Raw genomic sequence first — 14,925 nt, 5'->3', positions numbered from 1 at the left:
TCATCCAACCTTGTAGACAGGCACCGTCTGGCACCAGCGGTCTTTGTATTCGCGATCGGAGCGGCCAAAGGAATAGCGCAATGGCTTGTTCACCGCCCTCGCGTCAGCCCAGGCGTTCTGGGTGTTGACGAAGCTCAGCACGCTGCCCGCGCTCAACGCCTGATGGGCCGGATCGACACCGCCGTTGATGTATTCCACCGACACCCAGCGTGGCGACTCGACCCTGTACAGCACCTGAGCGGCAATGGGCTTGCCTTCCAGCAGGATCATCGAGCCGGTCATGAACTCGCGCATCAGCTCGAACACATTCGCCAGGTGATCCTTGCCCGGCACGTCGAAACCCCAGCGCGCGTGAAACAGGCTTGAATAAATACGGGCTTGTTCCTCGGACGTGAAATCCAGCATCGGCTGCACGACCCCGCCCGCTTCCTCAAGCAAACGCTGCTCGCGGCGCTGGTTGTAGCGGAATTTCTTGGAATAGTCCTCGGGCGCGCGGGCGATCGCCAGGCTCTCGGCTTGCGGCTTGAGGGTGTCGATCTGGCCGGCGTTCAGCTCCGACACATAGCTCATGCGCTGGCGTAATGGCACTGTCACGCCAGGGGCAACCGGCAGAATGATTTCTGCGTTGCCCAAGTCGAACACCCGCCGATCACGTTGCTTGAGTACCTTCTTGGCCAGCGCCAGATCACGGCCCCAACAGGCAACGGCAGCGACGACGTTGCCGTCTTGCAGCCAGCCCAGGTAACGCACCGGAATATCCGCAAGCCCGGCCAGACGCTCGATCACCTGCGGGTGCGTGGCAACGCTGCCGCCGAACTGCTGCCACGCGGTGGCGTAAGTCGTTGCATCGATCGGGGTCCAGCCTCGCTCACGCCATGCGCGCAAGTGACTCAGCATGCATCGACTGCCCGGTCGATTTCGACAGGCTCGTCTTCTTCGAACTGTTTGGCATGCAGGCGGGTGTAGTAGCCGTTCTTCGCCAGCAACTCGGCGTGGGAGCCGCGTTCAACGATGCGGCCTTCGTCCATGACCAGGATCACGTCGGCTTTTTCGATGGTGGTCAGGCGGTGGGCAATGACCAGCGTGGTACGGCCCTGCATGACTTTCTCCAGCGCCTTCTGGATATGACGCTCTGACTCGGTATCCAGCGCCGACGTCGCTTCATCGAGAATCAGCAGCGGCGCGTTTTTCAGCAGCGCGCGAGCAATCGCCAGACGCTGGCGCTGGCCGCCGGATAACAGCACGCCATTCTCGCCGACGAGGGTCTGGTACTGCTGAGGCAACTTGTCGATGAACTCGTCGGAATAAGCATCGGCCGAGGCTTTCTTGATGTCTTCCAGCGGCACGCCGGCCAGATCGCCATACGCGATATTGTTGGCGATGGTGTCGTTGAACAGCGTGACGTTCTGGTTCACCAGGGCGATCTGACGGCGCAGGCTGCGCAGGGTGTATTCCTGGGTTTCGACGCCATCAAGGAGGATCTGGCCCTGCACGTGATCGTAGAATCGCGGAATCAGGCTCGCCAACGTGGATTTACCGCTGCCGGAGCGGCCCACCAAGGCGACCATCTGGCCGGCTTCGGCGACAAAACTCACGTCGTCCAGCACGCGTTTTTCCGTGCCCGGGTAGGTGAACGTGAGGTTTTTGACCTCCAGACGGCCTGAAACCTTGTCGCGTTCTACGGTGCCCAAGTCCTGTTCGGTCTCCTCATCCAGTTGCTCGAAGATGCTCTCCGCACCGGCGACGCCTTTCTGGATGGTGGAACTGACTTCTGACAACTGGCGGATCGGTTTGGGCAGCAGGCCGGCCATGGTGATGTAGGCCACCAGATCGCCCGCCGAGGAGTCGCCGCGCAGGTAAAGGACCAGAAACATCACAACGGCCATGCCGCTGTAGGTCACCAATTGCAACATCGGCGTGTAAACGGCGCCGGTCTTGGTCATCGCCAACTGCTTTTTGGTATTGCTGCGGCTGGCCTTTTCGAAGCGGGCCTTTTCGTAGTCTTCGCCGCCGAAGCTGCGAACCACGCGATAGCCGTGGATGGTCTCGGACGCCACGTGGGTCACGTCGCCCATGGCCACCTGAATCTTCTTGCTCTGCTTGCGAAACTTCTTGCTGGTGCTGTTCACCATGACCGCGATGAGCGGCAGTATCGCCAGCATCACCAGGGTCAGTTTCCAGTTCATCCACAGCAGCGCGCCGAACAGGAAAATGACCGTCATGCCTTCACGAATCACGACTTTGATCGCGTCGGTGGCAGCGCCGGTGACCATGGTCACGTTGAAGGTGATGCGCGAGATCAGGTGCCCGGAATTGCTGTTGTCGAAGAAGCGGTTGGGCAGGGTGAGCAATTTGTTGAACAGCACGACACGCAGGTCATGCACCAGCCCGAGGGAGACACGGGCCAGGAAGAAGTTGCCCAGATACGAGCCAGCACCTTGCCAAGCCGCGATCAGTACGATCATCAGCGGCACCGCCTGCAGCAATTGCAGGTGGCCAATATAGGGGTTGCCGGGGAACAGGCTGGCCTCGGGATTGGCGAGGCCATCGACGAAGTATTTGAGGATGTAGGCGAGCATCGGCTGGGTGGACGCAAAGATAAGAAAGCCGACAATGCTCAAGCAGAAAAGGCCTATATACGGCCGCACATAGGTCAATAGACGAAAGTAAATCGCCAGGGTCGTTTTAGCTTGAGGATCAGGACTGCTCATGGGAATCCGCACGAAAAAATTAGGCGGGCATGGTAGCACAACCCATATTTGTCGACCCCTGCCGCGACCCAAGCGGGGCCGACTCGGGTAACATGCCGCATTTGTTCAGGTAAGTATGCCGATGCACCCAATGGAACACAGCGCCTATCTGGCCTTGCGAGAAAACGCCACCGTGCTCGAAGCGGACGGATCCGGAGACAAGGTTCTGTTGCTTGAGGACGACACCATTCTCAAACTGTTCCGCCGCAAGCGCCTGATCAGCTCGGCCTTGCTGTTTCCCTACGCGCAACGCTTCGCCGACAACATCGACGCTCTTAAAAAGCGCAGCATCCCCTGCCCTGAAGTGATCGCCACCTACCGAATTGCCAGCATCAGCCGCGACGCCGTGCGCTACACGCCGCTGCCCGGCCTGACAGTCCGCCAGGTGCTGAAAGAGCACGGTGAAAGCGCGCCACTGCGGGCCGAGTTGGGTACGTTTATCGCCCATTTGCACGATCGTGGCGTTTACTTTCGCTCGCTGCATCTGGGCAACGTGATCCTCACCCCGGAGGCGAAACTGGGGCTGATCGATATCTCTGACATGAAGTGCCAGCGCCGCCCGCTAAGCGATTCGAAGCGGCTGCGCAATTTCCAGCACCTGCTCAGGTACAAGGAAGATCGTGCGTGGCTGGTGGAAAGCGATGGGGGCGTAGCCTTTATTTCGGCTTACACCCAAGGCCGGAGCGCCCACTTCACGGCGCGGTTGAAGGCGCTGTTTGCGTAGAAGGGTCGGGTTGATCACCCAACAGTTCGTCGAGGCGCTGCAGGGTGATTTTGGGAATGACCCGCTCCGGCATGCGACTCACGCTGGATAGATTGAACACCTGCATGCCGGTTCGGGGCAGGATCTTGCTTGCCATCAGCGCGAAGCTCGGCAGGATGTACTGCTCGAAATCCTCGTCCAGGCTGCTGGGCAAAGCCGCCTCTCCTTTCTCGTAAAAGCGCCCCCCGCCCTGACGCAGGTCCATCCCGACCACGAACACCTGACGAAACCCGAGATGACCGACCAGCTGCAAGGCACCGAAAGGAATGGTTCGGCTGCCGAAATAGCCGCGTTTGAGGTTCAGGCTGAAACCGATGCGGTTGGGTTTACGACGCAGCAGAGAGAAATTCGAGATCAGCTCGTCGTCGTTGCGGATGGACCACGCATAGGCTCGATCCGACATGACGGCCTTGCCTTCCTGCCGATTGACCCGCTCCAGCAGATAGATCTTTTTCCCGTTAAGCGCAGTGGCGTCGGCCGAATGAATGGCTTGAAGCACATCCAGACTCATCGCCAGATGCTCGCCGTGGCTGACACCCATCAGCGCCAGCGCGGGCCGGCCGATCACGAAATTCGGGTCGTCACACAGGTAGTAGAAAGGCCGGATGCCTTCGTCGACGCAGCGCACGATCGAGCCGTTCATGGCGACGACCGGCAGGCTTCGGTAACGGGGAAGCGGGAACTCGTTCGCCGAGGGTCCGGACGCCAGCAGCAACACCGGCCCTGTCACAGAACTCCGGGATTGCGCAAAGTCCTGCAGGCAAACTTCCAGATCCTGCCCTACTAGCCAGCGTTGCTCGCCCCGCGCTTCAACCCTCAGCACGCCGCGCCTCCCGAGAGATCGCGACCGCGCCGGCCAGCGGCAGCCAGAGCCATTCCCACACCAGATTGGGTGAACCAACGAAGGTGTGCAGCTCCACGGTCATGACCACGCCGCCGGCGCAGAGGATCGCCAGCCAGAGCCGCGCGATCTCCGAGGTCTTGCGCGCTCCCGCCAGGCAGGCGCCGGCGTGCAGCATCGTCGCCAGCAAAAGCGCCAGACCGACGATGCCGAACTGGTAGAGCACCTCGAAATACAAGCCATGGGTGTTGCGCACGACTTGACCGGTGGAGAGGTGAACTTCCCCGAGCGGCGTCCCCGCGCCAACCCCGAACCACCAATGGCCGGCCAGTCGCTCGAACACGGCGAGCCAGACTTCGTTGCGCCCCGTCACGCCGCGGGTCTGTACCTCATAAGCCAGCTCGCTGAAGCCGAATATCAGCACGAGCGCGATGACGATAGCCGCAGGGATCAGGATGTTGCGGCGCAATTTGCCACTGGTCATGGTGCCGAGCAGGACCATCCCGCCGACCGATGACGCCAGCCAGGCACTGCGCGCGAAAGTGAAATAGATGTAGGTGGCAATAAGGGCGCAGCACAGCAGCCAGAGAACGATTTCGGCACGGCGTCTGGAACGTAATGTCAGCCAGATCCCTGCCAGCAGAAACAAGCCGTAGTTCATGCCGGCGACGATGGTGTTGCCGAAGTCCGCCACGTCGGTAATGCCCGAACCGGCCAGTGACATCTGCCGATAGCCCAAGACGAACGCGCCGTGAATGGCGAGGTTGAGCATCGAAAACGCGGCGAACAGCGCGACCACTGCCACCGATATCTTGAGGATCTTTTCCCAGTCGAAGGTGCCGCTTGCCCGTATCACGCCAACGCCGATGAAAAACACCAGGATGAGCAGAAGCCGCCGCATGGATTTCATGTCGTCGTCTGCCATGAGGCTGTTGATCAGCAGATAGGCGAACAGGAGCAGAACGGTGTAGGTCAACGGACTGACTGAAAATGATCGCCGACTCAGCGCCGGCGCCGCGCAGAGCAAGGCAATCACCAGCGCCGCGCGAATGAACGCCGCCCAGGAACTTGACTCACCGGGCCACCAGAACGGCCCGAGAAACAGGATCACCATCACCACTGCAAGCAGTAAACCTGCAATGTAACCCGCACGTGCCGGCAAATTTCTTACAACCATTCCAATCCATATCCTGTGCTATGCAGCCGGGTGTTCATTGCTATCAGAGGCCAATGGCTGCCAGCGGTTCGAATGAAATCAGGTTTCCGAGGTGAGCGCGACGACTTGCGGCAACTGCCAGAAAACCGCTTTTACCGCCTCGTCACTGAAACGGTCGTGCAGCCGTTGCAGCATCGCATCCGCACAGGACTGACGCAGCTCGGCGTCCATCCGCGATAGATGTATCAGCCCCTGAGCCAGAGGCTCGGCACCGCCCAGGGGAAACAGAATACCCACGCCTTCAACGACCTCTTTCGCGCCGCCACAGGCGGTTGCCAGCAGGGGCACGCCGGCCACCATGGCTTCCAGCAGCACCATGCCGAAGGGCTCGTGATCGGAACTCAGTGCGAACACGTCGAAGGCCTTGAAGTAGCGACTGGCCTGAGTCACCTGCCCTGCCAGCATGACCTCGTGGCCGATTCCCAGTTCGACCGCCAGGTGCTTGAGGTCCTGTTCCAGCCGGCCCTGACCCAGAATCACCAGTTGGCTATCGGCGGGCAGGTTGGGCAACGCCTGAGCGAATCCGCGCAGCAGCGTCGACTGGTCCTTGTCGGGGTGCAGCCGGCCGACATTGCCCACTACCCACGCATCCGGCGCCAGCCCCAACGCATCACGGGCTTCCTCACGGGACAGGAGCGTGGCGGTCAGCTGATCGACGTCGATGCGGTTATAAAGGGTCTGGATACGGTCGGCCGGCCATTTCGGCAGGCAGGCACGAATGTCATCACGCACGGCATCGGACACGCCCAGCAGGCTCAAACGGGAGCGGAACAGGTTCGCCAGCACCTTGCGGCTGCGGCGCCGATAATCACCAAACGCGTGATGTACACCGATCACCGGCAATCGGGTCGCGACCAGCGCAATGTAGGTCGGCTTGAAACGGTGGGTGATGCAGAACTGAAAGCTGCGCGACGCCGCGATCTTGCGCAGATCGCGGATCGCTCCCACCTTCATGCCGCCGATGGCTTTGGAGCTGTACTCCATGAACAGCACTTCGTCCGACGCGCAGCTGGCTGCAACTTCGGCATCGGCGGCGCCGGTCAGGAATACCGTGGTAACACGGTATCCCCTGCCCACGAACAGGCTGGCGTATTGACGGGCGCAGTCGAGGAACGGCCCGTCATAGCCGTGGCAGAACTGGAGAACATGGCGCTCAGCTGAGCGTGTCATGGGTATCCACGCCGTCTTTGACCACCAGAATGTCTTCCATGATCAGGTACTCCAGATCGGAGCCGAAGAACATATTCAGCGCATCGGTCGGCGAGCAGATCATCGGCTCGCCACGACGATTGAGCGACGTATTGAGGGAAACCCCGTTGCCGGTCAGGTCTTCGAGTGCCTTCATCATGTCGTAGTAGCGCGGGTTGTACTCGCGCTTGAGCACCTGGGCGCGGGAGGTACCGTCTTCGTGGACGACTTCCGGCACGCGGGTTTTCCACTCTTCCGCCACTTCGAAGGTGAAGGTCATGAACGGCGCCGGGTGATCGATCTTGATCATCTGCGGGGCGACGGTGTCGAGCATCGACGGGCAGAAAGGCCTCCAGCGCTCGCGGAACTTGATCTGATGGTTGATGCGATCGGCCACGCCGGCAATGCTCGGGCAGCCGATGATCGAACGACCACCGAGGGCGCGAGGACCAAATTCCATGCGGCCCTGGAACCAGGCGACCGGGTTGCCCGCGACCATGATTTTGGCGATGCGCTCCGGGGTGTTGTCGATCTGGCGCCAGGCCGGCTTGCTCGGGTGGCGGGCGCAGGCGGCAATAACGTCTTCGTTGCTGTAGGACGGGCCGAGGTAGACGTGCTCCATCTTCTCGACCGGCACGCCACGCGCGTGGGAAACGTAGGCGGCGGCACCGACTGCAGTGCCGGCATCACCCGACGCGGGCTGAACGAACAGCTCTTTGACGTCAGGGCGCGCAATGATTTTCTGGTTCAGTTTGACGTTCAGCGCACAGCCACCGGCGAAGGCGAGCTTGCCGGTTTCCTTGAGGATGTCACCCAGGTAGTGGTCGATCATCTGCAGCGACAGCTTCTCGAACAGCGCCTGCATGCTGGCGGCGTAATGGATGTACGGCTCGTCGGCAATGTCGCCTTCGCGCTTGGGACCCAGCCATTCGATCAGTTTCGGCGAGAAGTAGAAGCCTTTGCCCTTCTCTTTGTAGCGACGCAGGCCGATGACGTTGGCGTATTCGGTGTTGATCACCAATTCGCCGTTTTCGAACGTCGCCAGCCGCGAGAAATCGTATTTGGTCGCGTCGCCGTAAGGCGCCATGCCCATGACTTTGAATTCGCCGTCGAGCATCTCGAAACCGAGGAACTCGGTGATTGCGCCATACAGGCCACCGAGAGAGTCCGGATCGAAGAATTCCTTGATCTTGTGAATCTTGCCGTTTTCGCCGTAGCCGAAGAACGTGGTGGCGTACTCACCCTTGCCGTCGATCCCGAGGATCGCGGTTTTCTCCTGGAAGCCGGAGCAGTGGTAAGCGCTGGAGGCGTGGGCCAAGTGGTGCTCGACGGGTTCGATCTTGATCTTTTTCGGATCGAAACCCAGTTGTTCCAGGCACCAGACGATCTTGTTGCGGTAGCGCTTGTAGCGGCGGTTGCCCATCAGGATCGCGTCGAGGGCGCGGTCCGGTGCATACCAGTAGCGTTTGGCGTAGTGCCAACGCGCTTCGCCGAAAAGGCTGATGGGCGCGAATGGAATGGCGACGACGTCGACGTCGGAAGGCTTGATGCCTGCTTGTTCCAGGCAGAACTTCGCTGATTCATAGGGCATGCGGTTCTTGGCATGCTTGTCGCGAACGAAACGCTCTTCTTCGGCCGCAGCAACCAGCTTGCCGTCTATGTACAGGGCTGCGGAAGGATCATGGCTAAGGGCGCCGGACAGGCCAAGGATCGTCAATGCCACTAGGGTCTAGCCTCTTAAGTCTGCATGCAGGCATCACGCGCCTGACAAATAAGGTGTGTCTGGCGCCACGGCGGCAGACAGCTAAAGGGCGGGATTATAGCGTAATGGCTCTGGAAGTGGTCGCAGGGAATGAAGTGCTGCGCGATGCTTGTGTGGGACCGGCTTTACCCGGGAAGAGACCCGTGTGTACGCCGTCGATTTTGTGACATGGCACCGGACGCCTTCCCGGCTGAAGCCGGCCCTACACGTTCACCCCTCACCGCGTGCGTTAACTATTTAGCACCACGTGCCCCGGCGTTCTGATTGATTGATCGCTCGACGAATCATCGGGTTTCTCGCCCGGCTCTTGCGCAACCTTACCGCGCGGAGATCACTCAGGAATGCTGCACCATGGAAACATTTTCCCCCAACCCGCCCGCACTGGATCGGCTGACAACGCTTGCCGCTGTTCTCGACGCCGAATGCCAGCAGCTACCGGACGCAAAGAATTTCATTAACGCTTCACCCGGCCTCACGCCCCTGGAGCAGGCAACGCCTCTGCACTCGGCCATCGAGCGCTTTTGGGCGCAGGCCAGTGCGCGTGACATTTCGCGGCGCGAGCTGTTCGTGACCTGCCTCGAACTGACCCTGCGCGACGACCTGCTACTGAACGTCGAAGAAGGTGAATTGCACCGCGACTATTCCCGCTGCCTGCCGGGCATGGATGCGCAGGAGCACGTGGTGTTCAGCGCCCTCGAACTCCAACTCGATGCACAGCGTCGCATCGAATTCGCCGGCGCGATCGTTGCGACCGCCCAACCGGGGCAGACACTGCTCTGGTTGCCCGGACAAGGCGTTGAAGGCTTTGTGTCGAACGAGGCATTGCAGCACGCACTCGCCCGTCGCATCAATCACCCGCTCCTGCGCCTGCCTCTCCTGCGCCTGATGCCCGACACCACGCGCGATGCATGGCTCGATATATCATCCGGTGGCGATGTGTTTCTGGAAACCACTCACCCTTCGGACTTTCAACTAAATCTCATCAAGGGATCACCCTACGATCACGCCTTTGATCGCCTGCTGGCCAGGCAGCGTGTAGACATCGACGCGCTGTTCGAGACCGCCCACAGCCTGTCGCCTCAGACCCTGATCGCCAGACTTGACGACCTGCTCCGCCAGCCGAAATCCTGGGGCCCCGACGGCGCCATTGCGGCTGCAGAGGATCGCCTCGCACAACGTGAAGCGCGTCGCGCATGCCCCGACTGGCTGGAAATGGCGAGTGTCGAGCAGCGCGAGCGTTACGCTTCTGGCCTGCTGAATTACGAGCGCGCGCGCAGCGCATTGATGAGTGTCATGGACGGTGCCGCGTCCCCGCAACAGTTCGCGCGAAGCCGTCTGCGGGCACGATTGGCCAATGATCTGGGGATTGACCTTGATCCGGATGAGGTCCTGATCAGCACCGAACGAACGCAGCCCATCACCGGTGAAGCCTTCACCGTCAGCCGAACGCTGACGCATCTGGCGCTTTACGGCCTGCACCCCGGTGACACAGCGCCAGGTTCGGTCTTCCAGAGCCACAGCCGAATCACCTGCAACCGCCTGCCGCTTGACCCTGAGCACAGCGACCTGACTGCGGCCTACCTCGCCGAGGTCATCAATGAGCAAGACTTGCGAAGCCGTTTCGGACCCGCCCAGCGCCAGGCGCTCGGCTCGCCAACCACCCAGCGCCTGATGAGCGAAGCGATGCATCATCAGCTCATCGCGCAGGCCCGTGGGGCTGAGTTACAGGGGCACATTCAGCCCTCTGACCTGGCCCTCATCGAGTCACTGAATCCGGACACCGTCGCCCCGAGAAACCCCGCCGTTACCGTGCAGCAGATCAAGCTCAATGGGCGTGACACCCTGAGCAGCATGCTGCTGTTGCGCAAGCTCGATGCGTCGGGGCAGTCGGACGGTTTGCTGATGTTCACCCCGGACAGCCCACGCCCCCGGCATTTCCAACGTTTCGACAACGAACGTCAGCTGCTCGGCGAGCTTGTGAGCTGGAGCCGGTCCGCCGACATGAATCAGTTCCTGCTGGAACAGATCACCGCGGGCAGAAGGGATGCCCTGAAAGACCAACTGCATGATTTGAGCGAAAAGCCCGCGCCGACCCAGGACTGGATCAGCTACGCAACCCTGCCCGATTACAACAGCGGCTTGCGCGCGCTGGTGTCGGCACGCGTTGAGGTGATGCTCTCCGAGCAACGGCTGCACACACCGGACTGGTTCCTGCGGGCATCCACGGAGCAGCGTCAGAAAATGGTGGCCCTGGAAGAGGCGATCGTCGCGGCGGGTGACGCCTACCAGGCCGCCCCACACACCCAGGTGACCGACTTCAACACCTACGTTCATCAGACTGCCCGCCGCAGGATCAACGCGCTGCTGGGCCTGCCGCGCGACACAGTGGACCCTGACCGCATCATCATTCATACACCCCGCGAAACCCTGTCCTACACCCAGATGCTGCGCGACGGTTACGACGACACACTTGGCCTGCTCAACCCGGCTGCCGATACCACCGCCACCTTCAGCGGTCCCGAGGGCGTCGACCTCACGCCACTGAGCCCGGAAAAAGTGGCCGGCTCGGTTCGCGGTCAGTGGCTGGCCGATCAGTACATCGCGATGATTCGTGGACAACTGCTGGCGCCTGCAAGCGAGGGCTACGACTGGCGCCGTCAACAGAGCCTGCTGCTGACGCAACTGCAAATGCGCGCCGATGCCTTGCGCAGCTTCCTCGAAGGCCACATCGACGCCTCGCAACTGAGCTGGCTCACCATTTCCATCCTCAACATGCATCACAGCAGCCCGGCGGAGCGCCTGCGCTATCCGGTCTATCCCCTGCAATTGAACGTGGATGTGATGGTCATCGCCTCCCGTGCAGAGGTCATTCACGGCTGCTTCCTGCTCGCGCCGCCTGAGGCGAGCACGCTGGACCAGGTTCTGCTGTATACGCCGCAGGCCCCGGACGGCCGCGCCTTCCGACCGCTAAGCGCATTCAGTAACACGTTGCTGAGTGCAGGCATGGGCGATTACTACCTCAGCCGTGCCCGCTTGAAGGCAGGGATGCCGCTGGCATTTGCCCTGGCTGAACTGAAGAAAGGCGGTGGTCGCAAACCCGCGTTGCCGAACCAGCCGTTCAGCAATCTGTATGACGCGTGCTTCAACCAAGTGATCGAGCGCAAGATCCAGGATGTCGCGGACACCCAGACCGGTCGCGCAGACATGCTCTTGCGCCAGGTCTGGAACAGCCTTGAGCTGATCGCCACTGCAGTGACCTTGCCCTTCCCGCCCGCCAGTTTTGCCGTCGGCATGATCATCGCAAGCGCAGACGGTTATCGCGCATTAAAAGCCCTCGACGAGCGGGATCACGCCACCGCCAGCTTCTATGTGCTGAGCGCCTGGCTCAACACGGCGGGCGCTGCGGGCGATCTGCACTCTGGAATCAAAGGGCTGGGCGGCGTGCTGAGGGACCTGCGCGGACCAAAAGCCGCCGGCAGGCACGCCCGCTCGGTTGCCCATGCCACCGACGAGACGCTGCAGCCAGTGGCCGTAGAGAACGAACTGTTCTGGGCTGCGCCTCAATCCGCCCACCACCATGTCCCGCTGTACCGGACCCGAGCGCTGATCCCGGAAACCCTTCAGCCCACCGGCCGCTACGCGCAAACCGACGTGACTGGCGTATGGAGAGCATTGCAGCAGGACAACCCGCCGGTGGGGGTCGCAGCAAATACCGTCGCACCTCCGCTGCACGCGGTGGATGTGTCTCTGGCGGACGCCCTCCCCTTGAACCGCCCGCATGGGCAAGGGGTCAGCGTTGTTAATGGCAACTTCTACATCGCCATGCAAGGGCAGACATACCAGGTCCAGTACGACGTCCGGCTGGCCGCCTGGCAGATCGTTGACCCAGGCAACCCGTTTGCATTCTTCGGCCGGCAAACAGTGCGCCTCGACAACCAGGGGCAATGGCAACTGCTTGAGGCTGCAGGGTTGCGCGGCGGCGTGTTCCCGTCGTTCAGCCGTCTGGATGAAACCCCGGCAGGCCCCACCACAGCAGTGGGCGACTTGAGCGATTACGAAATGCCGGAATCGCTGCAGCCCTACGTCTTCGGCATCGTGAGCCCGCAGCAGGCTGAGCGCTTCGATGAGGGACCCTTTGGCCTGCATGAGTTTTTCGAGGACATTTTCCAGGGAGGTCGCTCGACCTATCAGACCCTGCGCCAGAACCTTTACCGCGACGCCAGGGCATTCTTCGAGCAGCCGCCGCTTCCGGGTAAACCCGACTTGCCGGTCCTGGCAGATGACGTGACGCCCCAGGCGTTCTTCGAGGCCGCACTGGAGAAATCCAGCGGTCTGGTGATTGGCGAAGCACCGACGTCCATCGCCAGCAAACAGCTGCTGATCGACAACATGCCGTTGCTGGCAGAACGCAAGGTCGAGGTCCTGTACATCGAGCATCTGCAAACCGACCAGCACACGCACAAGCTGCAGAAATACAAGGCGCTCGGCAGCAAGACACGCAGCGGCTCCCACACGCTCAAGCATTATCTGGAGACCGTGAACGAGGGCGCACTCAAAAACGGCAGCGACAGGTACGACTATTACCACCTGATCAAAACGGCGCACCGGAACGGCATCGAGGTTCGGCCGTTCAGTTCTTCGGTCAGTTATGACTACGCGGGCAACGAGGTGGCATCCGCTGCAGGTGACCCCCTCGCACAGCAAAAGATGGCGGTTTTCTTCGGTAACAAGGTCATCAGTGGCGACGTACAGGCGCACCCTGGCCGACGCTGGATCGCCCTGCTCGACCACCGGACCGCCAACACCTGGCAGCAACAGCCCGGCATCAGTGAACTGCAGGGCGTACTGAGCGTGCGCGTTGAAGACGTGCCGTCGGGCACGCCGACCCAGATCTCCGTAGACAGTGATGCCGTCATCAGCAGCGCTGCATCGCGTGCGGATTTCAAGGCGCAGGTCGGCAACCCGAACATCGACAATGTGGCCGGCGCCTCGTCACCTGTCAGTCCATCCGGCACCTCGCTGGACGATGCACTGTATGGTTTGCTTGAACGACGCTCGCCCATGGCATGGGGCCTGGACCCTAACCGCCGCGCCATCGTTTCCCATCGCAGGAGCGAGGTGAAACCTTACACCGGTGACCACGGCTTTGAATGGAATCCGGCCGGCTACTGGACCCGCGCCGATGTCGCCACCTGGAGCAACGACTACCCGCTGGGCGCCATTCAGCAGTCACTGATCGACAACCGCTACCAGATGCCTGTCGACATGCAGAGCCTCTTTCATGACCTGGCAAACTTCCGTCACAGAGGCCTGAACCCCGACTACTTCTTCGTGGAAAGTCATCTGGTGGAGGTCCGTGAGAGGTTCTTTGAACTGGCAAGTACGCTGCAGAAAGACGCGCGCTCGGTCCTGAACCTCGCCCTCCCTGAGCGCGTGATTCTGCCCGAAGTAAAAGCTGACACGCCATTGAGCATGTTCATCGAAGAGTTGTACGAAAACACCTCGGGAGTGGTGATTGGCGAATCCCACTCGGCGCTCGCCAGCAAGCGCTTCATTCTCGACAACATGGAGCATCTGGCGCGCCAGAACGTAAAGACGCTGTATATGGAGCACTTGTTGACCGATCTCCATCAGGCCGACCTGGATCGCTTCGCCGAAACCGGGCTGATGAGCAAACGTCTGCTGCATGACCTCAAGCGCATGGACAAAACGTTTCGGACCGACCCGACAGGCGCCTTCTCATTCGAAAGGCTGGTGGTCCAGGCAAGGCGGCATGGCATTGAAATCCGCGCGATCGACTGCGCCGCCAGTTACTTCATCCGCCATCTGCCGACCCACTCCAGCACCACGCGCCAGCAGGTGTTCAGCTATTTTGCTTCACGCACGATACGCAAGCATCAGGAGGTGATGGGAGCGCACAAGTGGATGGCACTGGCGGGTGAAACCCATGCCAACACCTTCAAAAACAGCGTGCCGGGCATTGCCGAGCTGGAACAGGGGATTGGCGTGCGCGTGATGGACGTGGCGCATGGCAAGGGCCGCGGCATCCTGATCGATCCGGGAGAGCAGGTTCCTGCGGGACTGGGCCACGAGGCGGCGCTGGTGAAGAATGACTTCCTTGTGGAGATCGAACTGCCCAAGCGCCCTCAGCTTGCCGTACCGGCCAGCGCTAGATTGCACAGTCCGGGTATGTTCCTGCTCGACGAATCCGACCCCTCGCGACCGACGATCGTGCATCGCTCGAGAGACCGCACCCTCAAGCACACGCCGATACGGTTCAATACCGCAGGCAAAGCCTACGTCGAGCGCGAGTCATGGCCGCAGATTCACCGCCAGCCGTTCGACAACGTGCAGGCGCTGATCGACGCCTTGGTGGAGATGAACCTCAATCAAGTGAGCTGACGG

The 14,925-nt window shown here is 61.1% G+C and carries 8 protein-coding genes; 2 read left to right on the top strand and 6 right to left on the bottom strand.

Annotated features, from left to right (window positions below; genetic code table 11):
• Both ACQKEN_RS02295 and msbA read right to left on the bottom strand, forming a co-directional pair.
• Entirely contained in the window at nucleotides 1-897 is an 897-nt protein-coding gene (locus tag ACQKEN_RS02295; protein WP_427683366.1) for a GNAT family N-acetyltransferase, read from the bottom strand.
• On the bottom strand, nucleotides 891-2,711 hold the full coding sequence (gene msbA, locus ACQKEN_RS02290) for a lipid A export permease/ATP-binding protein MsbA (RefSeq protein WP_427683365.1): 1,821 nt from the start codon (nucleotides 2,709-2,711) through the stop codon (nucleotides 891-893). Before msbA ends, ACQKEN_RS02295 begins: the two co-directional genes overlap by 7 nt.
• A gap of 121 nt (nucleotides 2,712-2,832) precedes the next feature.
• On the opposite strand from msbA, the gene ACQKEN_RS02285 reads away from it, so the two are divergent.
• Nucleotides 2,833-3,474, top strand: coding sequence for a lipopolysaccharide kinase InaA family protein (locus tag ACQKEN_RS02285; protein ID WP_427683363.1), 642 nt, complete (start codon nucleotides 2,833-2,835; stop codon nucleotides 3,472-3,474).
• Here the strand turns inward: ACQKEN_RS02285 and ACQKEN_RS02280 are convergent.
• From ACQKEN_RS02280 to ACQKEN_RS02265, 4 genes are all read right to left on the bottom strand, one after another.
• Nucleotides 3,443-4,336: a lipopolysaccharide core biosynthesis protein gene (locus ACQKEN_RS02280; protein WP_427683361.1), complete on the bottom strand. Its 894-nt coding sequence runs from the start codon at nucleotides 4,334-4,336 to the stop codon at nucleotides 3,443-3,445. The two genes, ACQKEN_RS02285 and ACQKEN_RS02280, sit on opposite strands and share 32 nt — an antisense overlap.
• Nucleotides 4,323-5,531: an O-antigen ligase family protein gene (locus ACQKEN_RS02275; RefSeq protein ID WP_427683360.1), complete on the bottom strand. Its 1,209-nt coding sequence runs from the start codon at nucleotides 5,529-5,531 to the stop codon at nucleotides 4,323-4,325. Before ACQKEN_RS02275 ends, ACQKEN_RS02280 begins: the two co-directional genes overlap by 14 nt.
• A gap of 78 nt (nucleotides 5,532-5,609) precedes the next feature.
• Entirely contained in the window at nucleotides 5,610-6,740 is a 1,131-nt protein-coding gene (locus ACQKEN_RS02270; RefSeq protein WP_427683358.1) for a glycosyltransferase, read from the bottom strand.
• On the bottom strand, nucleotides 6,724-8,481 hold the full coding sequence (locus ACQKEN_RS02265) for a carbamoyltransferase family protein (protein WP_427683356.1): 1,758 nt from the start codon (nucleotides 8,479-8,481) through the stop codon (nucleotides 6,724-6,726). Before ACQKEN_RS02265 ends, ACQKEN_RS02270 begins: the two co-directional genes overlap by 17 nt.
• A 390-nt stretch (nucleotides 8,482-8,871) precedes the next feature.
• Here ACQKEN_RS02265 and ACQKEN_RS02260 point away from each other — a divergent pair, with 390 nt between their 5' ends.
• Nucleotides 8,872-14,922: a dermonecrotic toxin domain-containing protein gene (locus tag ACQKEN_RS02260; protein ID WP_427683354.1), complete on the top strand. Its 6,051-nt coding sequence runs from the start codon at nucleotides 8,872-8,874 to the stop codon at nucleotides 14,920-14,922.
• Nucleotides 14,923-14,925 lie beyond the last annotated feature (3 nt).

The organism is Pseudomonas sp. NPDC078416, from assembly GCF_050268485.1.
In the GTDB taxonomy this organism is placed as follows: domain Bacteria; phylum Pseudomonadota; class Gammaproteobacteria; order Pseudomonadales; family Pseudomonadaceae; genus Aquipseudomonas.
Note: the sequence above shows the minus strand (reverse complement) of the source record. Positions and strands in the feature narration are given on the sequence as shown.

Coding starts and splice junctions, on each gene's coding strand:
- ACQKEN_RS02295 (WP_427683366.1), bottom strand. CDS start 897: ATGCTGAGTCACTTGCGCGCATGGCGTGAGCGAGGCTGGACCCCGATC.
- msbA (WP_427683365.1), bottom strand. CDS start 2,711: ATGAGCAGTCCTGATCCTCAAGCTAAAACGACCCTGGCGATTTACTTT.
- ACQKEN_RS02285 (WP_427683363.1), top strand. CDS start 2,833: ATGCACCCAATGGAACACAGCGCCTATCTGGCCTTGCGAGAAAACGCC.
- ACQKEN_RS02275 (WP_427683360.1), bottom strand. CDS start 5,531: ATGGTTGTAAGAAATTTGCCGGCACGTGCGGGTTACATTGCAGGTTTA.
- ACQKEN_RS02270 (WP_427683358.1), bottom strand. CDS start 6,740: ATGACACGCTCAGCTGAGCGCCATGTTCTCCAGTTCTGCCACGGCTAT.
- ACQKEN_RS02260 (WP_427683354.1), top strand. CDS start 8,872: ATGGAAACATTTTCCCCCAACCCGCCCGCACTGGATCGGCTGACAACG.